The 23,437-nt window shown below is 64.4% G+C and carries 20 protein-coding genes and 1 tRNA gene; 10 read left to right on the forward strand and 11 right to left on the reverse strand.

Features of this window, described 5'->3' with window-relative positions:
* Positions 1–19 precede the first annotated feature (19 nt).
* Together AAFG07_RS04180 and AAFG07_RS04185 are read left to right on the forward strand one after the other, a co-directional pair.
* A complete protein-coding gene (locus AAFG07_RS04180) occupies positions 20–529 on the forward strand; it encodes a hypothetical protein (protein WP_342726141.1) in 510 nt (169 codons plus the stop codon).
* 58 nt (positions 530–587) lie between these two features.
* Entirely contained in the window at positions 588–1,064 is a 477-nt protein-coding gene (locus AAFG07_RS04185) for a secondary thiamine-phosphate synthase enzyme YjbQ (protein ID WP_342726142.1), read from the forward strand.
* Positions 1,065–1,137: 73 nt separating this feature from the next.
* Here AAFG07_RS04185 and AAFG07_RS04190 read toward each other — a convergent pair whose 3' ends face one another.
* Positions 1,138–2,763: an MFS transporter gene (locus AAFG07_RS04190; RefSeq protein WP_342729050.1), complete on the reverse strand. Its 1,626-nt coding sequence runs from the start codon at positions 2,761–2,763 to the stop codon at positions 1,138–1,140.
* 352 nt (positions 2,764–3,115) lie between these two features.
* On the opposite strand from AAFG07_RS04190, the gene AAFG07_RS04195 reads away from it, so the two are divergent.
* A complete protein-coding gene (locus AAFG07_RS04195; protein ID WP_050630075.1) occupies positions 3,116–3,790 on the forward strand; it encodes a response regulator transcription factor in 675 nt (224 codons plus the stop codon).
* 147 nt (positions 3,791–3,937) lie between these two features.
* Here AAFG07_RS04195 and AAFG07_RS04200 read toward each other — a convergent pair whose 3' ends face one another.
* From AAFG07_RS04200 to AAFG07_RS04230, 7 genes are all read right to left on the reverse strand, one after another.
* Positions 3,938–4,762 carry an IS5 family transposase gene (locus tag AAFG07_RS04200; RefSeq protein WP_342722065.1) on the reverse strand — a complete coding sequence of 275 codons (825 nt, stop codon included), beginning with the start codon at positions 4,760–4,762 and terminating at the stop codon, positions 3,938–3,940.
* A gap of 112 nt (positions 4,763–4,874) precedes the next feature.
* Positions 4,875–8,384: a PAS domain-containing hybrid sensor histidine kinase/response regulator gene (locus AAFG07_RS04205; protein ID WP_342726143.1), complete on the reverse strand. Its 3,510-nt coding sequence runs from the start codon at positions 8,382–8,384 to the stop codon at positions 4,875–4,877.
* 114 nt (positions 8,385–8,498) lie between these two features.
* On the reverse strand, positions 8,499–9,728 hold the full coding sequence (hemA, locus tag AAFG07_RS04210) for a 5-aminolevulinate synthase (RefSeq protein ID WP_342726144.1): 1,230 nt from the start codon (positions 9,726–9,728) through the stop codon (positions 8,499–8,501).
* A gap of 187 nt (positions 9,729–9,915) precedes the next feature.
* Positions 9,916–10,980 (reverse strand): MBL fold metallo-hydrolase, encoded by a 1,065-nt coding sequence (locus tag AAFG07_RS04215; protein WP_342726145.1) that lies wholly within the window; start codon positions 10,978–10,980, stop codon positions 9,916–9,918.
* Between the two features lie 186 nt (positions 10,981–11,166).
* Positions 11,167–13,311: a methyl-accepting chemotaxis protein gene (locus AAFG07_RS04220; protein ID WP_342726146.1), complete on the reverse strand. Its 2,145-nt coding sequence runs from the start codon at positions 13,309–13,311 to the stop codon at positions 11,167–11,169.
* 237 nt (positions 13,312–13,548) lie between these two features.
* Positions 13,549–14,295: an outer membrane beta-barrel protein gene (locus AAFG07_RS04225; protein ID WP_342726147.1), complete on the reverse strand. Its 747-nt coding sequence runs from the start codon at positions 14,293–14,295 to the stop codon at positions 13,549–13,551.
* A gap of 227 nt (positions 14,296–14,522) precedes the next feature.
* Positions 14,523–14,843: a hypothetical protein gene (locus AAFG07_RS04230; protein WP_342708256.1), complete on the reverse strand. Its 321-nt coding sequence runs from the start codon at positions 14,841–14,843 to the stop codon at positions 14,523–14,525.
* 203 nt (positions 14,844–15,046) lie between these two features.
* On the opposite strand from AAFG07_RS04230, the gene AAFG07_RS04235 reads away from it, so the two are divergent.
* Entirely contained in the window at positions 15,047–15,172 is a 126-nt protein-coding gene (locus AAFG07_RS04235) for a hypothetical protein (protein ID WP_342726148.1), read from the forward strand.
* Positions 15,173–15,315: 143 nt separating this feature from the next.
* On the opposite strand, the gene AAFG07_RS04240 is transcribed toward AAFG07_RS04235, so the two are convergent.
* The 3 genes from AAFG07_RS04240 to AAFG07_RS04250 form a co-directional block, all read right to left on the reverse strand.
* Complete coding sequence (locus AAFG07_RS04240) at positions 15,316–16,080, reverse strand: hypothetical protein (RefSeq protein ID WP_342726149.1); 765 nt, start codon at positions 16,078–16,080, stop codon at positions 15,316–15,318.
* A gap of 12 nt (positions 16,081–16,092) precedes the next feature.
* Positions 16,093–16,731, reverse strand: coding sequence for a hypothetical protein (locus AAFG07_RS04245; protein WP_342726150.1), 639 nt, complete (start codon positions 16,729–16,731; stop codon positions 16,093–16,095).
* Positions 16,732–17,123: 392 nt separating this feature from the next.
* Positions 17,124–17,198, reverse strand: a tRNA-Thr gene (locus AAFG07_RS04250).
* Between the two features lie 697 nt (positions 17,199–17,895).
* On the opposite strand from AAFG07_RS04250, the gene AAFG07_RS04255 reads away from it, so the two are divergent.
* The 6 genes from AAFG07_RS04255 to AAFG07_RS04280 all read left to right on the forward strand — a co-directional run bounded on the left by AAFG07_RS04255 (position 17,896) and on the right by AAFG07_RS04280 (position 23,368).
* Positions 17,896–19,593 carry an FAD-dependent oxidoreductase gene (locus AAFG07_RS04255; RefSeq protein WP_342726151.1) on the forward strand — a complete coding sequence of 566 codons (1,698 nt, stop codon included), beginning with the start codon at positions 17,896–17,898 and terminating at the stop codon, positions 19,591–19,593.
* Between the two features lie 181 nt (positions 19,594–19,774).
* Positions 19,775–20,083, forward strand: a complete 309-nt coding sequence (locus AAFG07_RS04260; RefSeq protein WP_212317195.1) for a UBP-type zinc finger domain-containing protein — start codon at positions 19,775–19,777, stop codon at positions 20,081–20,083.
* A 314-nt stretch (positions 20,084–20,397) separates the two neighbouring features.
* Entirely contained in the window at positions 20,398–20,898 is a 501-nt protein-coding gene (locus AAFG07_RS04265) for a hypothetical protein (protein ID WP_342726152.1), read from the forward strand.
* Between the two features lie 140 nt (positions 20,899–21,038).
* A complete protein-coding gene (locus tag AAFG07_RS04270) occupies positions 21,039–21,863 on the forward strand; it encodes an alpha/beta hydrolase (RefSeq protein WP_342726153.1) in 825 nt (274 codons plus the stop codon).
* A 329-nt stretch (positions 21,864–22,192) separates the two neighbouring features.
* Entirely contained in the window at positions 22,193–22,852 is a 660-nt protein-coding gene (locus tag AAFG07_RS04275) for an epimerase (RefSeq protein WP_342726155.1), read from the forward strand.
* A gap of 87 nt (positions 22,853–22,939) precedes the next feature.
* Positions 22,940–23,368, forward strand: coding sequence for a DUF2948 family protein (locus tag AAFG07_RS04280; RefSeq protein ID WP_342726156.1), 429 nt, complete (start codon positions 22,940–22,942; stop codon positions 23,366–23,368).
* The last annotated feature ends 69 nt before the right edge of the window (positions 23,369–23,437 follow it).

Here is a 23,437-nt window from a genome sequence, read left to right on the forward strand (position 1 = left end):
GGTTGAGGCGGAGCAAGCCATGCCCATCGCGATGTCGTCCTCGAAATTGTCCATCGCAATCGTTGCCATCCTGATCTCAAGCGGTGCCGCGCTCGCGCAAGCCGCGCCCGATACCGAGAACGGCCGCTACGCGTTGTCGCCGGCCGGCGATGGCTTCCTGCGGCTCGACACCCGCACCGGCGCGGTGTCGACCTGCACCAATTCCAGCGCGGGCTGGGCCTGTTACATGGTGCCCGACGAGCGCGCGGCGCTGGATGCCGAGATCGGGCGCCTGCAGGCCGACAATGACAAGCTGAAAGGCGAACTCGCCGCGCGCGCACCATCGGCCAAGACCGACGAGGCGTTGCCGAAATCGGATTCGTTGAAGAAGGCTGAGCCGAAGGTCGCCGAGGGCGAGCGCAAGATCGAGATCCCGCTGCCGAGCGACCGCGACATGGATCGCATGATGTCGTTCGTCGAGCGGGCCTGGCGGCGGCTGATCGAGATGGCCAACCGCGTGCAGCGCGACGTCAACGGCGGCAAGATTTGAGGTTGCTTGCAAAATGTCGTCCCGGCCTTCGCCGGGACGACGTGTCGAGAAAGTACAGATGAACTCAGCGAGAACCATGTCGCGCTCGGCGCCATCATCGGTCGCGGCGACCAGCATTGCCTCGTCGCGCTTGACGGTCGAAACGTCCGGCGCCGGCTTCACCGACATCACGCGCGAGGTTGCAAAATTCCTGCGCGAGGTGCGCGCCGGCGAGGGGGCGGTGACGCTGTTCGTCCGTCACACCTCGGCCTCGCTGACGATCCAGGAGAATGCCGATCCGACGGTGCTGGTCGACCTGATGACGGCGCTCGATCGCGCGGCGCCGGAAGACGGCGGCTGGCGTCACGACGCCGAAGGCCCCGATGACATGCCGGCGCATATCAAGACCATGCTGACGACGACCTCGCTGCAGGTCCCGGTGCTCGACGGCGAGATGGCGCTCGGCACCTGGCAGGGCATCTATCTGATCGAGCATCGCGCCCATCCGCACCGGCGCGAGATCGTGCTGCAATTCATCGGCGCGACCAGAAGCTGATCGCAAATCGCGCGCAAAAATGAAACCGGCCGCGGAGCGCTCCGCGGCCGGTTCGTCGAAAGGTGTCAGCCGATCAGGTCTTGCTGATGTCTACGTTTTTGGTCTCCGGCAGGAAGATCGCGCCGACCACCGCGGTAATGGCCGCGAAGATAATCGGATACCAGAGGCCGGCATAGATATCGCCGGTTGAGGCCACGATCGCGAACGCCGTCGCCGGCAACAACCCGCCGAACCAGCCGTTACCAATGTGATAGGGCAGCGACATCGAGGTGTAGCGGATCTTGGTCGGGAACAACTCGACCAGCATCGCGGCAATCGGGCCGTACACCATGGTGACGAAGATCACCAGGATGAACAGCAAGCCGATCACAGCCGCGACCTGCGGGCGGAAGATGTCGAACGGATGCGACATCTTCACGATGCCGGCGTCGCCTGCTTTCGGATAGCCGGCGGCGGCCACAGCGGCGGTGATCGCCGCATTGCCGTCTTTGGCGTTGGCATAGGGGACGTCCTTGCCGTTGACGACGACCTTCACGCCGGAGCCGGCCGCGCCATACGTCGTCGAGTACTTGACCGACGATTGGGCGAGGAAGGCGCGGGCCGTGTCGCAGGGCGCGGTGAACACGCGGGTGCCGACCGGGTTGAACAGGTCGCCGCAGCCTGCGGGATCGGCAACCACCTCGACCTTGGCCGATTCGATCGCCTTCTCCAGCGCCGGGTTGGCGTTGGAAGAGATCATCTTGAAGATCGGAATGAAGGTCAGCGCCGCGATCGCGCAGCCTGCCAGGATGATCGGCTTGCGTCCGATCCGGTCGGACAGCGCGCCGAACACGACGAAGAAGCCGGTGCCAAACAGCAACGACCAGGCGATCAGAAGGTTCGCGGTGTAGCCGTCGACCTTGAGGATCGATTGCAGGAAGAACAGCGCGTAGAACTGGCCGGTGTACCACACCACGCCCTGACCCATGGTGCCGCCGAGCAGCGCCAGGAGCACGATCTTGGCGTTGCCCCAGTTGGCGAAGGCCTCCGTCAGCGGCGCCTTCGAACTCTTGCCCTCGTCCTTCATGCGCTGGAACACCGGCGATTCATTCAGCCGCAGCCGGATCCAGACCGAGATGCCGAGCAGCAGCACCGACACCAGGAACGGAATCCGCCAGCCCCAGTCCGCGAAATCCTTCTCGCCGGTGATCGACCGGGTGAACAGGATCACCAGCAGCGACAGGAACAGGCCGAGCGTTGCCGTGGTCTGGATGAACGAGGTGTAATAGCCGCGCCTGCCGTTAGGCGCGTGCTCGGCGACGTAGGTCGCCGCACCGCCATACTCACCGCCGAGCGCGAGGCCCTGCAGGAGGCGCAGCGAAATCAGGATGATCGGCGCCGCGAGGCCGATGGTCTTGGCGCTGGGCAACAGGCCGACGATGAAGGTCGACAGGCCCATGATCAGGATGGTGACCAAGAAGGTGTATTTGCGGCCGACGATGTCGCCGACCCGGCCGAACACGATGGCGCCGAACGGACGCACCAGGAAGCCTGCGGCGAAGGCCAGCAACGCGAAGATGTCGCGGGTCGCCGGGGGGTAGTCGGAGAAGAACTGCGCGCCGATGATGCCGGCCAGTGAACCGTAGAGATAGAAATCGTACCACTCGAACACGGTGCCGAGCGACGACGCCAGGATGACGAAACGCTCATCCTTCGTCATGCCGGCGGGCCGCGCCGAAGTTGCAGTCATAGTGGACATCTGGATTGCTCCCCCCGAATTATTGTTGCCATGCGAGCCCCGCCTGGCCGACTAGGCTCGAACGAGCCTGGGCTTCATTCGAGGGTAACATCGCAGTGAAACCCGCCCCAATAAGACTTTTGGCTTTTGCACGCTTGAACTTATCTTCGAGGGGTAGAATGGAATGGAACGTCCCCGCGTGCGTCTGTTGCGGCGCACAAGCTCGGCGGGTTAACTGCGTTGGCATCTGGTATTATCAAGGGCTTGCGTGATACTGCCACGCGGGCGACAACCGAACGGCGCGGGCTTGCCAAAGCCCGCTTGTGGGACTGAGATGACTGCTGCCGCCAATACTCATCTTGTCATTGCCGACGACCATCCGCTGTTCCGCGATGCGTTGCGTCAGGCGGTGTCCAGCGTCGTGAGTTCGGCCACGATCAGCGAGGCCGGATCGTTCGAGGATCTGACCGCGCTGTTGGAACGGGACTCCGAGGTCGACCTGATCCTGCTCGATTTGAGCATGCCGGGGATCAGCGGCTTTTCCGGCCTGATCTATCTGCGGGCGCAGTATCCGGCGATTCCGGTGGTCATCGTCTCCGCCAGTGACGATGCCGGAACCATCCGCCGCTCGCTCGATTTCGGCGCCTCCGGTTTCATCCCCAAACGCTTCGGCGTCGAGACGCTGCGTGACGCCATCATGAAGGTGATGGAGGGCGACGTCTGGGTTCCGCCGGATACGGATCTGTCAGCGGCCGGCGATCCCGACATGACGCGGCTGCGCGACCGTCTGGTGACGCTGACCCCGCAGCAGGTGCGGGTGCTGATGATGCTGTCCGAGGGGCTGCTCAACAAGCAAATCGCCTACGAGCTCGGCGTCTCCGAGGCGACCATAAAGGCCCATGTCTCGGCCATCCTGCAGAAGCTCGGCGTCGAAAGCCGCACCCAGGCCGTGATCGCCGCCGCCAAGATCGCCGGCGGCCAGTGGCGCCAGGGCACGCCGTCGAGCTAGTCATCGCCGCGCCCTTCGTTCCGTCACCCTGAGGAGCGCGCTCTTGCGCGCGTCTCGAAGGGTCGACGGCCACCAGTCGGGCCGTGCATCCTTCGAGGCTCGCTCCGCTCGCACCTCAGAGTCTGACTCCAAATGAGCTGAGTATTTTCAGGGCGTAGCGAGGCGTCGGGTCAAGAGTCTGAGATGGGCTACGAGGAGCCAGGCGACCTCAGTTGAGGCGGAGCCCTCGAAATCTCTGGAGAGGCGGCGACACCTGCCGAACCACGCGAAGGTGCGCTCGACGACCCAGCGTCGTGGTAAGAGCTGGAAGCCTTTGACCCCAGGCGGCCGCTGAACGATCTCAATGGTCCATGGCCCGCAATGGGAGAGCGCGCCAACAAGCTGCTTTCCGCGATAAACCCGGTCAGCAAAGACATGACGCAGTTTCGGAAAGCGCTCTCGCACGCGCTCCAGTAGGGGGACTGCACCATGCACGTCCTGAACATTGGCTGGGTGAACGTGGACGGCCAGCAAGAGACCGTTGGTATCGGTGACGATGTGCCGCTTACGTCCGTTAACACGTTTGCCCGGATCGAAGCCGCGCGGGCCGCCGGCTTGTGTCGTCGAAGCGCTCTGACTGTCGATGACGGCCGCCGTCGGTGTCGGCTTGCGGCCGAGTTTGCGCCGTGCCTGTCGGACCAGAGCCTTCACGATCCTGTGCCATCGGCGAGTATCGCGCCAAGTATAGAAATAACCTTGCACCGTCGAGTACGGCGGGAACTCCCGCGGCAGAGCGCGCCATTGGCAGCCGGTGGACAGAATGAACAAAATGGCCTCGACCACCTTGCGCAGATCAACCTTCCGCGGGCGGCCCAATCGACGCCGACCCGGCAACTTCCTGGCTATCAGACGCCACTCCGCGTCGGTCATGTCGCTTGCATAGCGCAGTCCGTTCCGCAGATACTGAGCACGAGTGATTTTGGTCCATGGCATGGTGCACTCCCTCGAATCTTCGCAAATCCGAAGGAATCACAGCCGACTGAAATCACTCACTGCTTTTTCGGTCAGGCTCTCAGGATGACGGTGAAATTACAAGGCTTCGCCCCTACTCTGCCGCCACCATCTGCTGCGTCCGCCATTGTCCGAGCAGGGCGCGAAGCGAGGCCGGCTTGACCGGCTTGTTCAGTACCGCGATGTTTTCCTCGCGCGCGGCCAAGCGCACCGCGGGGCTGCGGTCGGCGGTGATCAGGATCGCCGGAATGCCGTCGCCGAAGCGGCGGCGGATTTCGCGGATCGCAGCGACGCCGTTGCCGCGGTCGAGGTGATAGTCGACCAGCACGCCGGTGACGCGGCCGCCGGCGGCCTCGATCGCGCTGATCGCGCCGTCGGCATCGAGCACCGCGATCACCTCGGCGTCCCAGGCCGTCAGCAGCGTCTTCATGCCGTCGAGAATGGCGGGATCGTTCTCGATGCAGACGATCAGGGAGCCGCTCATCGGCGTCTTCGACAGCGGCGTGGCGGTGGTGACGGCCGCGGTATGGTTGACGGCGGTGGCGACCGGCACGGTGACCGAGAACGCCGAGCCGCCGCTGACATTGGCCGAAATCGCGATGCGGTGGTTGAGCACGCGCGCCAGCCGCTCGACGATCGACAGGCCGAGACCGAGGCCGCGGGCGATCCGGGCGCCCTGCTCGAGCCGATGGAATTCCTTGAAGATCTCGCCGCGCTTCTGCACTGGGATGCCGACGCCGGTGTCGAAGATGCTGATCTGCAGCGTGTCGCCGCGGCGGCGGCAGCCGATCAGCACGCGGCCGCGCGGGGTATATTTGATCGCATTAGAGATGAAGTTCTGCAACAGCCGGCGCAGCAGCGAGCGGTCGGATTCGACCGGCAGCGAGCAGGCGATGAAACGCAGATCGAGGCCCTTGTCGCGGGCGATCGGCATGAACTCGATCTCCAGCGAGCGCATCAAATCGGCCATCCGGAAGCTCGTGATCGCCGGCGTCATGGCGCCGGCATCGAGCCTGGAGATATCGAGCAATGCGCCCAGGATGTCCTCGATCGCCTCGAGCGAGTCGTCGATGTTCTCGACCAGGCGCGAATCCTCGCCGCCGTTCTGGCGCTCGACGAGGCTCGTGACGTAGAGGCGCGCCGCATTGAGCGGTTGCAGGATGTCGTGGCTGGCCGCCGCCAGGAAGCGCGTCTTGGAGGCGTTGGCGTCCTCCGCGATGCCCTTGGCGAGCGCGAGTTCCGAGTTGAGCCGCGTCAGCTCCTCGGTGCGGTCGCGCACCCGCTTTTCCAGCGTCGCATTGGCGCGCTCCAGCGCCTCCGCGGCCTCGAAGCTCGGCGTGACGTCGGAGAAGGTGATGACGAGCCCGCCACCCGGCATGCGGTTGGCGCGCACCTCGATCACCAGGTGGCGGTCGGTGAAGCGTTCCAGATAGGGCTCGCCCTCGGTGGTGTAGGCGCGGAGCCGCAGTTGCAGCAGGTTGTCGCTGTCACCGGCCGGCGGCGGACTGATCGCGCCCATGAATTCGAGGATCTCGGGCAGGGGTATGCCGAGCTGCACCAGATGCGGCGGCAGCGCGAGCAATTCGGAGAACTGGCGGTTGGAGCAGATCAGCTGCAGGTCGGCGTCGAACACCGCGATGCCCTGGCGCACGTGATTGAGCGCGGTCTGCAGGATCTCGCGGTTGAAATGCAGCGCGGCGTGGGAATCGTCGAGCAGCTTCAGCGCGGCCTTGGCCGACACCGTGCGCCGCTGCAACAGCAGCGACATCACGAGGCGCGAGGACGCCGCGCCGATCGAGGACGCGATCAGGCGCTCGGCGTGCTGCAGCAGCTCGAAATCGGCCGGCGCCGCGGCCTGCAACACGATATTGCGGTCGACGGCGAATGAGGCGAAGGCCTCGCGGGTGCGGTCGGGGCCGAGATATTGCGTCACCGTGCTCTCGATATCCTGCACCGTCACCGTGGTGCGCCAGCGCCGGAAGCTCGGCGCGATCGGCGCCAGCGCGTTCGGCACGAACACGTCGGCCTGCAGCAGCTCGATCGCGGACGGTGCGCGCGCCAGCGAGAACAGCACATAGGTGAGGATGTTGAGCCCGAGGCTCCACAGCACGCCGTGCAGCAGCGGCGCCAGGTCGGCGCCGAACAGCGCCTGCGGCCGCAGCGCCTCGATCCCGAACGGCCCGTGCTGCAACAGCATCAGCCCGGCGGTCGAGTTTTCCAGGAAGCTCGGGATGAACAGCGTGTAGAGCCAGGTCGCGAAGCCGACCAGCATGCCCGCCATGGCGCCGCGCGCGGTGGCGCGGCGCCAGAACAGCCCGCCGAAGAACGCCGGTGCGAGCTGGGTGATCGCGGCAAAGGACAATAGGCCGATCGCGACCAGCTGGGTGTTGCCGAGCGCGCGGTAGTAGAAATACGCCATCACCATGATGGCGAAGATCGAGAAGCGGCGCGCCTTCAGCAGGAAGTCGCCAAAATCCTTCTGGCCGGCGCCGATGTCGTCGCTGCGCGGCAGCACCAGCGGCAGCACGATGTCGTTGGAGACCATGATCGACAGCGCGACGCATTCGACGATCACCATCGCGGTCGCCGCCGACAGCCCGCCGACGAAAACGGCGAGGCTGAGCAGCTGCGAGTTGCCCTCGATCGGCAGCGCCAGCACGAACATGTCGGCATCGACAGCGCCGAACGGGAAGATGACGAGGCCCGCGATTGCGATCGGAATCACGAACAGGTTGATCGCGATCAGGTAGAGCGGGAACAGCCAGCGCGCCCGGGTGACCTCGGCAGGCGTCGAATTCTCCACCACGCTGACATGGAACTGGCGCGGCAGCAGCATGACCGCGCAGAACGATAGCAGCGTCATGATCAGGAAGTTGCCGATCGACGGCACATACTCGATCGCGCGCACCGCCTCCGGCGTCTTCAGGGCGCGCTCATAGAGCTCGACCGGCGAGAACATCCAGAAGGTGACGAAGGCGCCGGCAGCGATGAAGGCGACCAGCTTGACGATCGACTCGGCCGCGATCGCGAGGATCAGGCCGTGCTGGTGCTCGGTCGCGTCGGTGTGGCGGGTGCCGAACAGCACCGCGAACACCGCCATCGCCAGCGTCACCATCAGCGCGATGTCACCGATGATCGGGATCTTCGAGAACGCCTGATCCTCGCTCAGGATGGTTTCCAGCGACGAGGCCATCGCCTTGAGCTGCAGCGCGATGTAGGGCACCGAGCCGATGATCGCGATCAGCGCCACGGTGGCCGCGACCGCCTGGCTCTTGCCGTAGCGCGCGGCGATGAAGTCGGCGATCGAGGTGATGTTCTGCGACTTGGCGAGCGCGATGACGCGGCGCAGCAGCGGGGTGCACAGCCCGATCATCACGATCGGGCCGACATAGATCGCCAGGAAGTCGACGCTGGTGCGGGTGGCGAAGCCGACCGAGCCGAAGAAGGTCCAGGAGGTGCAGTAGATCGCCAGCGACAGCGGATAGATCCACTGGCTGGCACGGCCGCGCGCACCCGCCGACTTGCGGTCGCCGCGGCTGGCAATGAAGAACAACAATCCGATGTAGGCGAACGCCGTGGCGATAACGCCCCAGTCGTGCAGCATCGCTGCTCATCTCCTGTCCCGGCCGCTGGGAGGGCCGGGTGTCAGGATTATAACGCAAAGGGCCGGCCGCGCGATGCACGGCCGGCCCAAATTCGGGGGTGGACGCGGATAGGGTTACTCGGCGGCCAGCGACTTCTGGTGCAGCGGTAGGCCGAGCCGGTCCCAGACCTGGAGCAGGGCCTCGGCCAGCGCGTCGATCAGGCCGTCGTCATGGTAGGGCGAGGGCGTGATGCGCAGTCGCTCGGCGCCCTTGGCGACCGTCGGATAGTTGATCGGCTGGATGTAGATGCCGTGGTCCTCCAGCAGCAGGTCGGAGGCGCGCTTGCACTTCTCGGGGTCGCCGACGAACAGCGGCACGATATGGGTGTCGCTCGACATCACCGGCAGGCCGGCGGCGGTCAGGATCGCCTTGGTGCGGGCGGCGCGGTCCTGGTGGCGCTCGCGCTCCCAGTTCGAGGTCTTCAGATGGCGGATCGCAGCGGTCGCGGCCGAGCAGATCGCAGGCGGCAGCGCGGTGGTGAAGATGAAGCCCGGCGCGTAGGAGCGCACCGCGTCGATGATCTCGGCGCGGCCGGCGATATAGCCGCCGAGGCAGCCGAACGCCTTCGCAAGGGTGCCTTCAAGCACGTCGATCCGGTGCATCACGCCATCGCGCTCGGCGATGCCGCCGCCGCGGGGGCCGTACATGCCGACCGCATGGACCTCGTCGACATAGGTCATGGCGCCGTATTTCTCGGCGAGATCGCAGATCGTGGCGAGCGGCGCGACGTCGCCGTCCATCGAATAAAGGCTCTCGCAGACGATCAGCTTCGGCCGGTCGGGACCGGCGGCGATCAAGAGCTCCTCGAGATGCGCGACGTCGTTGTGGCGGAAGATCTGGCGCTCGCAGCCGGCCTGGCGCACGCCCTCGATCATCGAATTGTGGTTCAGCGCGTCCGACAGGATCAGGCAGTTCGGAATCAGCTTGGCGAGCGTCGAGATGCCGGTCTGGTTCGAGACGTAGCCCGAGGTGAACAGCAGCGAGGCTTCCTTGCCGTGGAGGTCGGCGAGCTCCGCCTCGAGCTGCACCAGCGGATGATGGGTGCCCGCGATGTTGCGGGTGCCGCCGGCGCCGGTGCCGACGCGGGTCGCGGTCTCGACCATGGCGCCGACCACCTTGGGGTGCTGGCCCATGCCGAGATAGTCGTTGGAGCACCAGATCACGACGTTGCGGCTGCCCTTCGGCGAATGCCAGGTCGCGTGCGGGAAGCGTCCCGCGATCCGCTCGAGGTCGGCGAACACCCGGTAGCGCCGCTCGTCATGCAGGCGGTTGAGGGCGGTTTGGAAAAACTGGCTGTAATTCATCGGCGAACCCAGAAAGCGGAACCTGACCAGAAAACCTGCCTCTTCTTAGAGCTTTTCCAGCTCTAATGTCCATGCATTGGCCCACATTCGGGCATGCGCCGCAGTTGGGCAAATTGCCCTAGCTGGGGTCTGTTTGGCTTGATTTCGGTCAAATCGCCGGACGATGCCTTGCCGCCCGGCCCGGCGCTCAAGTCGTCTTGAAGCGCAGCATGCCGTCGTCGTGCATCTCGGCCGTCAGGCGGCCCTCGACCAGCATGTAATTGACATGGGCGACCAGCTCGCCGGCGGCGAAGCCCATCTGGTGCTCGTCCAGCACGTGCTTGTGGAACACCACCGGGACCAGTTCCTTGGAGGTCTGCGGCACCTCGCGGCAGGCCTCGGCGATCAGCCGGCAGCGCTCCTCATGGTGATCGGCGAGCTGCTTGATCCGGGTCTTCAGCCCGTAGAACGGCACGCCATGGCCGGGCAGCACCATCACGTCATAGGGCAAAGTGGTGGTCAGGCTGGCCAGCGAGGCCAGATATTCGCCGAGCGAGTTCTGCTCGGGCTCGACCGCCCAGACGCTGACATTGGGCGAGATCTTGCTCAGCACCTGGTCGGCGGACAGGAACAGCTTGTCGGCAGCGCAATACAGCATCACCTGGTCGAGCGCGTGTCCGCCGCCGGTGATCACCTTGAAGCGCCGCGTGCCGATCACGACCTCGTCGCCATGGGTGAGGCGGTGATAGGACGGCGGCAGCACCGACACCCGCTTCAGGTAATCCTGGCCGCGGCCGAGCAGCTTCTCGGTCAGGTCCTCGTCCATGCCGTGGCGGCGGAAGAACAGCCGCTGCGCGTTGCGCCGCTCCTCGGTGCCGCGGTTCTGATGATAGACCGATTGCAGGTATTCGACCTGCGACATGTAGAGCGGGCAGTCGAAGCGCTCGGTGATCCAACCGGCGAGACCGACATGATCGGGATGCGAATGCGTCACGATCAGCCTTGTGACCTTGACGTGCTTCAGCGGTCCCTCGAACAGCGTGGTCCAGGCCGCGATCGATTCCTCATTGCCGAAGCCGGCATCCACCATGGTCCAGCCGTCGCCGTCGGCGAGCAGGTAGATGTTCACATGGTTGAGGCGAAACGGCAGCTTCAGCCGCGCCCACAGCACCCCGGGGGCTACCTCCACGACCTGGTCGTGGCCGGGGTGGTTCTCCCAGGGGTATCGCAATGCCTCCGCCGAGGAGGGAAGGCTGTCGGTCTTCGTATGCATGCTACCGACTTAGCGGGACCCGGGCCGCCGCGCCAGCCGAAAAATCAGATAGTCGTCCGGAGAATGGGGTGGCGAAGTGCCCGAATTCCGTAGCCCGGATGGAGCGAAGCGCAATCCGGGGCCAGTCGATCACGACGTGCAGTCCCGGATTTCGCTGCGCTCCATCCGGGCTACGGAATATCTGCCTTACGCCGCGCGGATGTTCGACAGGAAGCCGTCGATTTCGGAGCGCAGCACGTCGGCCTCGCGGCGCAGCGCGTCGGAGGCGCTGAGCACCTCGCCGGCCGCGGCGCCGGCTTCGGCCGAGGCGGTCGAGACGCCGACGATGTTGCTCGACACCTCGCTGGTGCCGCCGGCGGCGTGCTGGATGTTGCGGGCGATCTCGCGGGTCGCCGCGCCCTGCTCCTCGACGGCGGCGGCGATCGCGGTGGTGACGTCGTTGATCTCGCCGATCGTGCTCGAGATGTTGCGGATCGCGGAGACTGCCGTGGTCGTCACCTCCTGCATGCTGACGATCTGCTGGCGGATTTCCTCGGTCGCCTTGGCGGTCTGGCTCGCCAGGTTCTTCACCTCGGAGGCGACGACGGCAAAGCCGCGCCCGGCCTCGCCGGCGCGCGCCGCCTCGATGGTGGCGTTGAGCGCCAAGAGATTGGTCTGCGAGGCGATGGTCTGGATCAGGTCGACCACGACGCTGATCCGCGCGGCGTTGTCGGCAAGGCCCTGCATGGTGGTGTCGGTGGCGCTGGCTTCCTCGACCGCCTTGCGGGCGATCTCCGCCGAGGTGACGACCTGGCGGCCGATCTCGGAGATCGACGACGACAGCTCCTCGGTGCCGGCCGACACCGTCTGCACATTGACCGAAGTCTCCTCGGCGGCCGAGGCGACCGCGTTGACCAATGCGCTCGACTGGTCGGCGGTCGCCGACATGCTCTGCGCGGTCGACTGCATCGAGTTCGCCGCGCTCTGCAGGCTGCCGAGCGCAGTGCGGACCGTCGATTCGAACGTTGCGATTTGCGTCTCCATGCGCGAGGCGCGCTCGGCCTTGGCGGAGCGGTCCTTGTTCTGGTTTTCGGTGAGCTCGCGGCTCTCGATCATGCTCTCGCGGAACACCTGCAGCGCGTCCGCCATGACGGCGATCTCGTCGCGCTGGCGGCTCTGCGGGATCTCGGTGTCGAGATCGCCATCGGACAACAGCTGCATCGAGCGCTGCAGGCCGCGGATGCGGCGCAGGATGTTGCGTCCGACATAGAGCCAGACGAACAGGAACGAGCCGACCAACGTCAGCGCGCCCAATCCGATCATCACCGTGGTCGCGAGCGAGATCTGCTGCCGCGCCTGGAAGGTCGACGAGTCGGTCTCCTTCTGCACGGCGTCGACCAGCTGCTGGACGCTGATGCCGAGCCCGACATTGAGCTTGCGGGTCTCTTCCAGGATGGTCTGGCCGTAATCGATCGAGTCGAGCTCCTTCTGGCGGATCTTGAACACGCCGGTCTTGCCTTCGCCGAGCACCAGCAGCTTCTCCGCGGTGTCGCGCACCGCAACGATCGCCGGATTGTTCGGCAGGTCCTCGAGGTTGGACTTGACGCGGTCGCGGCCCTTCTTGAACTCCGCCTCGATCGCATCGAGCGTCTCGCTGGAATTGGCCGACAACGCCGCGGTCATGTCGGCGGCCATCAGATTGCCGGCGGCGAGCACGTTGCTGATCTGGCCGACGGTGCGCGCGGCTTCGGTGGCAGCGTCAGCGGAGACTTCGGCCGCGGCGAGAATCGCGTTGAGCCGGGTCTGCGCGTCGAGCATCGCGGGACCCGCAGCGGAGACGAAAGCGCCCTGCGCCTTGCGCAGCGCGTTGTACTGCTTGTCGCGCAGCGCGCCGACGTCGAGCCGCTCATGCGCCGCCGAGATCAGGCTCTTGGTTGCCTCGTCGGTGTTCTTGACGTTCTCCTGCAGCGCGCTGACCACGGACTTATCGGCGCCGAGTTCGATGATCTCGCCAAGCTTGGCATTGGTTTGCTGCGCGACCTCCTGCACTTTCTTGGTGCGATCGTTCAGCGCGTCCTCGCTCTGTACGGCGAGCAGGCCGGGCCCTTGGGCCGCGAGCGAGGCGCTCTGCGCGGAAAGCTGCAGGCTCGCGGCGAGCCGCGGAATGTCACGGCCGGAGAGATCGCTCATGGTGCCGCCGAGCTGATGCAGCACGATGCCGGCGCCTGCGCTGATCACGAGCGCCATGCCTGCGATCACGGCGAATGCCGCGAACAGGCTGCCTCTGACACCCATCTGCGGCAGATGGATACGCTTGAGATTTGGTTTGCCGAGCTTGAACCGAAACGCCATTGCCCCGTACCCCCTGGCCTTACCCTTGGCCACTACTCTTGGATGTTTCCCCGGCGCGGGAGTATCAATGCGGCGGGTTAACAAAATCGGGAAAATTGCGACGATCTGCCGGATTTTTCAGGGCTGCCGCGCGTCGGCGCCACGTTGGTTCGCTGTGCGGAATCGATGCGCGCGATCGGACGTAAAAAGGCCGGCGTGAGCCGGCCTTTCCACTCTCGGTTGTGGTGGCCCGTAACCTCAGTAGCGGCCGTAAGCGGGGCCGCCGAGGTTGCCGAGGTTGAAGCGGTAGTTGAGGCCCGCCTTCACCGTGTGCTCGTCATTGTGGAAGCTGCCGACCGGCACCAGCGCGCCCGGTGCGGTGAAGCGGCTGTCGCCGAAGTCGTAATACTGGTACTCGACCTTGGCCGACCAGTTCGGCGCGAACATGTATTCGGCGCCGCCGCCGATGGTCCAGCCGTTGCTGTGGTTGTCGGTGAGCGCGAAGGGGACCTGCGCGCCGCCGAGCGTCACCGTTTCGCTGTTGTCGGAATAGGCATAGCCGCCCTTCACGTAGATCAGGCCGGGCCCCCAGGTGTAGCCGACCCGGCCGGTGATCGAGGCGATGCCGCGCTGGTTGTTGTTATAGACATAACCGCCCGGGAAGATCGCGTTGAGCTGGTGGCCGCCGAGCCAGGAATACTGGCCTTCGAGGCCGATCACCCACATCGGCGACAGCTGCCAGTCGTAGCCGCCCTGGACGCCACCCATGAAGCGGGCGCTGGAGTCCGACAGCGCGAGGCCGTTGAACGTGTTGTTCTGCGAGAACACGCCGCCGAGATGGCCGCCGAGATAGAAGCCGGTCCAGTTGTAGAGCGGCGCGGCGTAAACAGGCGCGGGCGCCTTCTGGTAATAGCCACGGGAGCCGAGGTCGGCGGCTTGGGCGGTCGCGCCAAAGGCAGCGACGGCAACAGCTGCGGCTGCGGTTGCGAGCAGGAACTTCTTCATGGGGCAGTCTCCGGACAAGTCATGAGGCGCGGCGTGAATGGCGCCATCCATGGCGATGCGTTAGACCGCATTTGAATAAAATGCTGTCACCGAAAGACGACTTGGAGCGTTAAGTCGCAGGCCTTGCGACGAAACGTTTTGTTGTGCCTAACGAACGCTTAAGCGGGAATGACGGAAGGCTTAACACGCCGCGCGAGACGGGCTATTTCCGTTAACCAAGCCGTCCGCTAGTCCAGTCGCTTGCGCACGTCGTCGCGCATCTGCTCGCGGAACGCCTGGCGGCGTGCAGCGCGATCCCCAACCGGAACGTCGTGGCGATCGAACACGTCGAACTTCTCCAGGATCGGATAGTGCTCGCTCGCCATCGCCAGCACGCGCAGCAGCGCGGCGACCTTCGGGGTCGGGCCGGTGACCTCCCATTTGCGGAGTTTTTCGGCGCCGCCGGCCGCCGGCAACCCGCACAGCTTCGCCATATCAGCCGCCGTCAGCTTCCGGCCGAGTGCCTCGCCGAGATGTTCGCGCAGTTTCTTCAGTTCTGGGCCAGTCACTCTTGGGTCCGTTCCGCGATTTTGAAGTGTGAAGTGAGTCACATGACGTGATCGAGGTGCGGGCTATACGCCGCGCATGCGACTTCTAGAGCCTTTTCCGTTCCGATTGAATCGGAACGGGGTTCTGGATTCTTGTTTTGACGCGTTTTCTTCACGCGAACCGATACCCACTTCGCTCGAAAACGCTTCTGGAGGAAACCATCATGCACGGCATCATCGAAAGCCTCAGCCCCGAACACGCACAGATCGATTGGAAATGGGTCGGCAGTGTGTTCGCGTTCTACGTCGTGCTGATGATCGGCGGGCTGGGCGCGCTGCTCGCGCATTGAGTGCATGGACGGCGCGGCGCAGCGCAGGAACGCCTCGGCCTTTTGAGGGAAGATCTGAGTGTTGCCAGGCAGGGATGAAGTTGTAACGGAGGTATCGCTCTTGCTAAATCGCTAAGATTTTTCGCCTCGCTGCGCCGTGCGTGTCAGTTGTGGGTATTTTTGTCGTCTACTTCAACGGAAGGAGCTTTATCGTTGGCGACAAGCGCGGCTGAAAGTGCCGCGTCCCAGAATCTTCTGTCCATCTTTGATTTGATCTCCTCCTCATGGCTGAGGTCGCGGTCGTGTCCTTCGACAGCGAGCACCGCTGCCTGAACGAACTGCCGAGCGAAGTCAGCGAGGGCATCAAGATCGTCGAAGCGTGGGAGGTCAGTTGGCTGATTGTCGAACAGGTGATGAGCCAGCCGGCCCGTTCGGAACCTGCGAAGGCGTGATTGGGCGTCCTGATAATTTTGCGAGTTCACGTATGTTTCATACAGGCCTAGCGCGGCAGAGAAAGCATCTCGAAAACTTGCTTCGCCCAATTCTGCTCCGTCAACTAGCTGCGGATGCCATCCGCGAGCGTCCTTCGCAAGACTGTCTTGGACGTCCCCTCTCTTAAGAAGATGTGCGAGAACCGGAATCGAAGCTTTGTCCTGCTGCTCGATTGGGTATCGATCGGGGTCGGACACATCAAACAGGCGAGCTAACGCAAGCGCAACAGTCAACGCTAAGCTGTTTTGCGTCACGTTGAAAGTGTCGCCGAAGGGGGTGGGACGATTAAACCTATCTTCGCTTACGACATGATTTGCGGCATGCAAGGTCGCCCTCGCTCTCAGCGCAAACCACGTATCGGTGGCCAGCGAGGAAGTAATGAGCTTTGTGCGTCTTACGGCTTCATCGCTAGCCAAGGACGGGCGCTTCTTAGACATTCGCGTTCTGGGTCAGGCGTCCCTTGCGGGCGCGAGAGTTGCGGGCACGTTTAAAAGGTCCGCGACCTTGCCGATCTTCTTCTTCGAAAAACACCAAGCATAGAAGCCGTGTCTTGTGCGCGTCCAAGAAGCGCCGATTTCCTTGATCTGATCTTTCAAGGCAACGGTATCGCCAACCAAAATGAACGACTTCTCCGTGTACTCTTCCATGAGCATGCCGTCCTTCGGTTGCTCCGCCAGCTCTGGCTTCCTCGTATCGTCGGACGCCTTAATTGCCTTTTTCATGGCTTGTGCATCGACGGTGGAGGTGACGCTCATTTCCCGCATGATAATGGTTATCTGACGCGACAGCTTCTCGGTCAGCTCGGAAATCGTCTCGTACTGCTCTAAAAGCCCTTTTTGCCGGAGGCTTTCTCTGAATTGCTTTAGCTCTTCGAATTGCGACGTGTCCAAATTGTCAAGGTCGGCCCGTTGTTTGGAAAAGTAGAGCATGACCGGCTTTTTTTGCTTCATGCACCAGTTTATTTCTTCGACAGTGCTACTCTTCGCTTTTCCCGTAGGGGAGCCAAGGCGCGTCCAAAAGGCGCCGATCAGCATGTCGCATTTGCGGACCAACTGCTCATTGATCACTTCTTGTGGTCTATCAGACATGGATGGGGCGCTATGGGACTCCCACATCATCGGCAGGAGTACCTTGCCAGTATCCTTGGAGTGTAAAGCGTTCCAAGCGTACAAGCATTCAGCAATTGCCACTCTCTCTTGGGGCACGTCAGAAGACATTAAAGACAGTGGCTGGAAATGGCATTGGCTCCCTCGAGTGTTCCATTTTGCGCAGTGGCGCAGCCGTTAGACAAAGGAATCGTCCTGCCTAATCCCGTCCAACCCCAGGACGCCGAGCAGTTGCCATGACTGAGTAGGCTTCGCCATGTTGCCCGAGGCGAGCACCAGGCGCTTTGCAGAATCATCGTCTAGCACCGTGTGTATCAGGCGCAGCGCCGAAGGCTCAACGATTTCAGCAAGCTATTGTTGTTCCAGGGGAAGGATGGTGCTGCCAGACAGGATTGAACTGTCGACCTCTCCATTACCAATGGAGTGCTCTACCACTGAGCTACGGCAGCATGCCCGGGAAAAATTGAATCGGCCCCACGGGCCCGTCCAAGCGGGCGGTTCTTGCCACAGGCCTCCCGCTGGCGCAAGCGAAACAGCGCCCCGATTGCCGATGAAATCGGCAGAAACTGACATTCTGCGCCGGTGATTCTGCCCAATCCGGCCGATTCCGGTCCGATTGGGTTCCGATCGTGCCGGGAAGCCGGATTTGGCCCAGCCGCCGAATCATGCCGCCTGGCGCAACTGGCCGACCGGGCAGGGTGCGCGGGCGGCGGCCATTGGCTATGTTCGGCCTCGCGGAAGGCGCGACGGCGGTTCGAGAGTTTTGCAATGACAGGTGCGCACGACAGAGGCGGCGGGCAGGCCGGAGCCCGCGTGAAGGATTCGCGACAGGATCGTCTCAAGCTGGCGCTGCGCGAAAATCTGAAGCGGCGGAAATCGCAGGCGCGCGGTCGCGAGGATGTGGCTTCCGAACCAGCCCAAGGCTCACTAGAAGACGCCTCACCAGAAGACGCCTCGCCAGACGACGGCTCGCGAGATGACGGCGGCGGAAGCGAACCGGGCCGCTAGATCAATTTCTGCGAGATGGACATCAGTTCGTGCAGAAAATCCGGCAAAACGACAAGCCAGGGCCTGGGTTCTGGTTTCTAGTGAGAATCGAAACTCCGGCCGGTTGGCATTTGTTGCAACAAGAAGCGAGTCGCCGAGATGGCCATGGATGAGACGACGATCGATCGGCTGAACGCCACCGCCACCGCCTTTCCGCGCCATGAGCAGACCTTTCCGACCCTGACGGGGCACGAGATCGAGCGGATGCGCCGCTTCGGCGAGCCGCGGTCGTACAAGGACGGCGAGGCGCTGTTCGAGACCGGCAAGCCGGGGCCCGGCATGTTCGTGGTGCTGTCGGGCTGCGTGTCGATATCCCAGCGCGATGGCCTCGGCCGTGTCACGCCGATCATCGACCAGGGGCCCGGGCAATTTCTTGCCGAGATCGGGCAGCTCTCCGGCCGCGCCGCGCTGGTCGACGGCCATGCCGAGGGCCCCGTCGAGACGTTGTTGCTGCCGCCCGAGCGGCTGCGCGCGCTGCTGGTCGCCGAGGCAGACCTCGGCGAGCGCATCATGCGCGCGCTGATCCTGCGCCGCGTCAGCCTGATCCAGGGCGGCGCCGGCGGGCCGGTGCTGATCGGCTCCGCGTCGGTCGGCAACATGGCGCCGCTGCAGAATTTCCTGGCGCGCAACGGCCAGCCGCATCACGTCCTCGATCCCGAGACCGACAAGGATGCCGCCGACCTCGTGGCGCGCTATTCGCCGACACGCGCCGAGCTGCCGCTGGTGGTCTGCCCGAACGGCACGGTGCTGCGCAATCCGTCCGAGACCGCGCTTGCGATGGCGCTCGGCATGATCGGCAACAGCGCGCATGAGAAGCTCTACGATGTCGCCGTGGTCGGCAGCGGCCCGGCCGGGCTCTCCACCGCGGTCTACGCGGCCTCCGAGGGGCTGTCGGTCGCGGTGTTCGATTCCCGCGCCTTCGGCGGCCAGGCCGGCGCCAGCATGCGGATCGAGAACTATCTGGGCTTCCCGACCGGCATCACCGGCCAGGCGCTGGCCGGGCGCGCCTTCAACCAGGCGCAGAAATTCGGCGCCGAGATGCTGATCCCGGTCTCGATCAAATCGCTCGACTGCTCGAAGGCGTCGGGCGCGTTCACGCTCGCCACCGGCTGCGGGCACACGCTGCGCGCCAAGTCGGTGGTAGTCGCGAGCGGCGCGCGCTATCGCCGGCCGGCGATCGACAATCTCGAGAATTATGAGGGCCGCGGCGTCTGGTACTGGGCCTCGCCGATCGAGGCGCGGCTGTGCGCCCAGCAGGACGTCGTGCTGGTCGGCGGCGGCAACTCCGCGGGCCAGGCGGCGGTGTACCTGTCGGCACATGCGCGCAGGGTCAACATGATGATCCGCGGCGGCGGGCTCGGGGCCAGCATGTCGCGCTATCTGATCGAGCGCATCGAGGCGACGCCGAACATCGAGTTGATGTTCAACACCGAGGTGACCGGGCTCGAAGGCGCGGAGACGCTGGAGCGCGTGCGCTGGCGCAGCCGGCTCGCGCCCGACGAGTTCACCATGGACATCCGCAATCTCTTTTTGTTCGTCGGCGCCGATCCGGCGACTGGCTGGCTCGAGGGCTGCGGGGTGCAGGTCGATCGCGGCGGCTTCGTGATGACCGGCGTGCAGAACGGCGACGGCGCGCCCGCCGTGCCGCTGCTCGAGACCACGGTGCCCGGCGTGTTCGCAGTCGGCGACGTCCGCTCCGGTTCGGTCAAGCGCGTCGGCGGCGCGATCGGCGAAGGCGCGCAGGTCGTCGCGGCGCTGCACGGGTATCTTGCGGACGACGGCAGTCCGTCGCTGTAGCCGTAATGGGCGATCGATGCGGCGAGCACGAACTATCCCCGTCATCCTGAGGTGCGAGCGGAGCGAGCCTCGAAGGATGAATCGGCCACAGTGCGGCCGTGCATCCTTCGAGGCTCACTACGTTCGCACCTCAGGATGACGGGCCAAGCAGCATGCTTGAGGCAAATCCAAAGAGGGTAAAATGACAAAAGGCTGCACCCATATCGCCGGCATTCAGGATGTCACGCCGAGTGCGCTTGGCTGCGAGGAATGCCTGAAGAGCGGCAGCCGCTGGCTGCATTTGCGGATCTGCCGGACCTGCGGTCATGTCGGCTGCTGTGACGACTCGCCGAACCGGCATGCGACGGCGCATTTCCACGCCACCGGCCATCCCGTGATCGAGGGCTACGACCCGCCGGAAGGGTGGGGTTGGTGCTATGTCGACGAGGTGCTGTTCGACCTGTCGAAGCACAAGACCCCGCATAACGGGCCGATCCCTCGCTATTATTGATTCAATGTCTCACGAGGCGCACGTGTCGCGGCATGTGACGGACGCAAGGACCGTCCCCGTCATCCCTGCGCAAAGGGCTTCGCCTTTGTCGCTGGAGGTGCGAGCGGAGCGAGCCTCGGAGGATGTACGGCCCGGCTGGTGGCCGTGCATCCTTCGAGGCGCGCAAGGGCGCGCACCTCAGGATGACGGGGCAGCTAAAATCCGGCGCCCGCAAATTTCGCATGGGCTGTCGGCCGTCCTGCCATCGAACCATGTAGCAATTTTCAAAGACGCATCGTAACCTCGCGCGCGGGTCTCAGCGGGGAGTGCTCCACATGACGACGTTGGTGCTTGTGCACGTCATTATCAGCCTGATTGCAATCGTCGCCGGTGTGATCGTGATGTTCGGCCTGCTCGGTTCGCGCGCGATGCCCGGGCTGACCGCGATCTTCCTCATCCTCACGATCCTGACCAACGCCACCGGCTTCGTGATTCCGCCTCTGGTGACCGAGAAGCTGCTGCCGTCGCACATCATCGGCGGCCTCTCGCTGGTGCTGCTCGCGATCGCCTGCATCGCGCTGTATGCGATGCAGCTCAAGGGCGCCTGGCGCCCGATCTATATCGTGACCGCGATGGTCTCGCTCTATCTCAACGTCTTCGTGCTGGTCATCCAGAGCTTCCTCAAGGTGCCCGCGCTGCAGGCGCTGGCGCCGGCGGTGCCGCCGAACCCGCCGTCCGGGCCGGTATTTGCGGTGGTGCAGGGCATCGTGCTGGTGTTCTTCGCCGTGATGATCATCGGCGCCTGGCGCCGGTTCAGGCCGGTCACATTCGCCTGATCCGACACATCTGTTCATGCCACGTCATTCCGGGGCACGCGCTAGCGTGAACCCGGAATCCAGAGTCAATCGATCGAGAGTCCGGGTTCGACGCTGCGCGTCGCCCCGGAACGACGTAACGCAACAGGAGGAGCAATCAGATGCCCACCATCACCACCAAAGACGGCGTCGAGATCTTCTACAAGGATTGGGGTTCGGGCCAGCCGATCGTGTTCAGCCACGGCTGGCCGCTGTCGTCGGACGACTGGGACGCGCAGATGCTGTTCTTCGTGGGTCACGGCTTTCGCGTCATCGCCCATGACCGCCGCGGCCACGGCCGCTCCGCTCAGGTCGCCGACGGCCATGACATGGACCACTATGCCGACGACCTCGCGGCCGTCACCGCACATCTCGACCTGAAGAATGCCGTCCATGTCGGCCATTCCACCGGCGGCGGCGAGGTGGTGCATTACATCGCCCGCCACGGCGAGAGCCGGGTGGCGAAGGCCGCGATCCTCAGCGCAGTGCCGCCGTTAATGGTGCAGACCGCGGCCAACCCCGGCGGCCTGCCGAAGTCGGTGTTCGACGGCTTGCAGGCGCAGCTCGCGGCCAACCGCTCGCAGTTCTACCGTGATGTGCCTGCCGGGCCGTTCTATGGCTACAACCGGCCCGGCGCGAAACCGTCGGAAGCCGTGATCCAGAACTGGTGGCGGCAGGGCATGATGGGCGGCGCCAAGGCGCATTACGACGGCATCGTCGCGTTCTCGCAGACCGACTTCACCGAGGATCTGAAGAAGATCACCGTGCCGGTGCTGGTGATGCATGGCGACGACGACCAGATCGTGCCCTACGCCGATTCCGCCCCGCTTTCGGCCAAGCTCCTGAAGAACGGCACGCTGAAGACCTACAAGGGTTTTCCGCACGGCATGCCGACGACTGAGGCGGAGACCATCAACAAGGATCTGCTGGCATTCATCAAGGGCTGATGACGCTGCGTCATCGCGCAGCCTCGCTGACGTCCAAGCGAGGGAGCCACCGGCGGTAGGGTTCCCTCCCCCCTTGCGGGGGAGGGTTAGGGAGAGGGGCACACACGGCGCGCGCTCTCCATATCTCCAACGATGCGAATTGAGATTGCGAAGCTGTTTCCATCGTCGCTGATCTCGCCCGGGGCTTACCCCTCTCCCCAGCCCTCCCCCGCAAGGGGGGAGGGAGCCTGACTGATGTGCTCACCTCACGAAGTTCCACGCGTTCATGTATGTTCTCAACGCATCCACGGTCTGAGCGCATCTGGTGAGATCGAGGAAGGGGACGCGATATGAAAGTCATCCTGTTCGGCGCGACCGGCATGGTCGGGCAGGGCGTGCTGCGCGAGTGCCTGCTCGATCCCGGCGTCGAACGCGTGCTGGCGGTCGGGCGCAGCCCGACCGGGCAGCGCGATCCAAAGCTCGTCGAGTTGATCTGCGACAATTTCGTCGACTACAGCGCGATCGAGCCGCAGCTTGTCGGCTATGACGCCTGCTTCTTCTGCCTCGGCGTCTCCTCGATCGGCATGGACGAGGCGCGCTACCGCCATCTGACCTACGACATCACGCTGGCGGCGGCGACGACGCTGGCGCGGCTCAATCCCGGCATGGTGTTCACGTATGTCAGCGGACGCAGCACCGATTCCACCGAGCAGGGCCCGCTGATGTGGGCGCGGGTGAAGGGCAAGACCGAGAACGACCTGCTCAAGCTGCCGTTCAAGGCCGCCTACATGTTCCGGCCCGCCGGTATCCAGCCGCTGCACGGGGTGCGTTCGAAGACCGGCTGGGTGCAGGCGATCTATGTCGCGACCTCGCCGCTGCTGTCGTTCCTGGTGCGCGTTGCCCCGAGCTACATGACGACATCGGAACAGCTCGGCCGCGCCATGCTCAAGGTCGCCCGCGACGGCTACCCGAGGCCGGTGCTGGAGAGCGAGGACATCAATAGCCTCTGACGGGCCACGGCAGGGCCGGTTCCCTCGATCCGGATTTCCTTCGGCCACGTGGTATCTCTGGGACGCCAAGGCGCTATAAGTATCGGCATGTCGCCGCCTGCTCCCCTGAAACTGATCGCCCTCGATGCCGATGACCTCGCGGTCATCTCCGCCCATGTGCAGGACGCCCGCGTCCAGCCCGCCGACATCGTCTGGCGCCAGGACGAGAAGCGCCTCGTGGTCGGCCTGAACCGGCTGGATTGGGAGCAGACCCTGGCCGGTGCCACCTCGTCGCGCCGGCTGATCGCCGCGCTCAGGTTCGACCGGGTGCTGGCATGCAAGTCGCGCAACATTGACCTGGAGGCGCCCGAGGCCACCCTGGAACTGCTCGGGATCGAATTCCACGCCTCCGACCCGCCGGGCGGCAGCGCGCTCCTGATGTTCGGCCAGGGCGGAGCGCTGCGGCTCGATGTCGAGTGCCTGGAGTGCGAATTGACCGATCTCGGGCCCGACGATCTCGGGGTGGGGCCGGGTTGATTCTTGGTCGTCCCCGCGAAAGCGGGGACCCATAACCACCGAAGCAAGTCATTGGGGCGGGATGCGTAC

Source organism: Bradyrhizobium sp. B097 (assembly GCF_038957035.1).
In the GTDB taxonomy this organism is placed as follows: Bacteria; Pseudomonadota; Alphaproteobacteria; order Rhizobiales; family Xanthobacteraceae; genus Bradyrhizobium.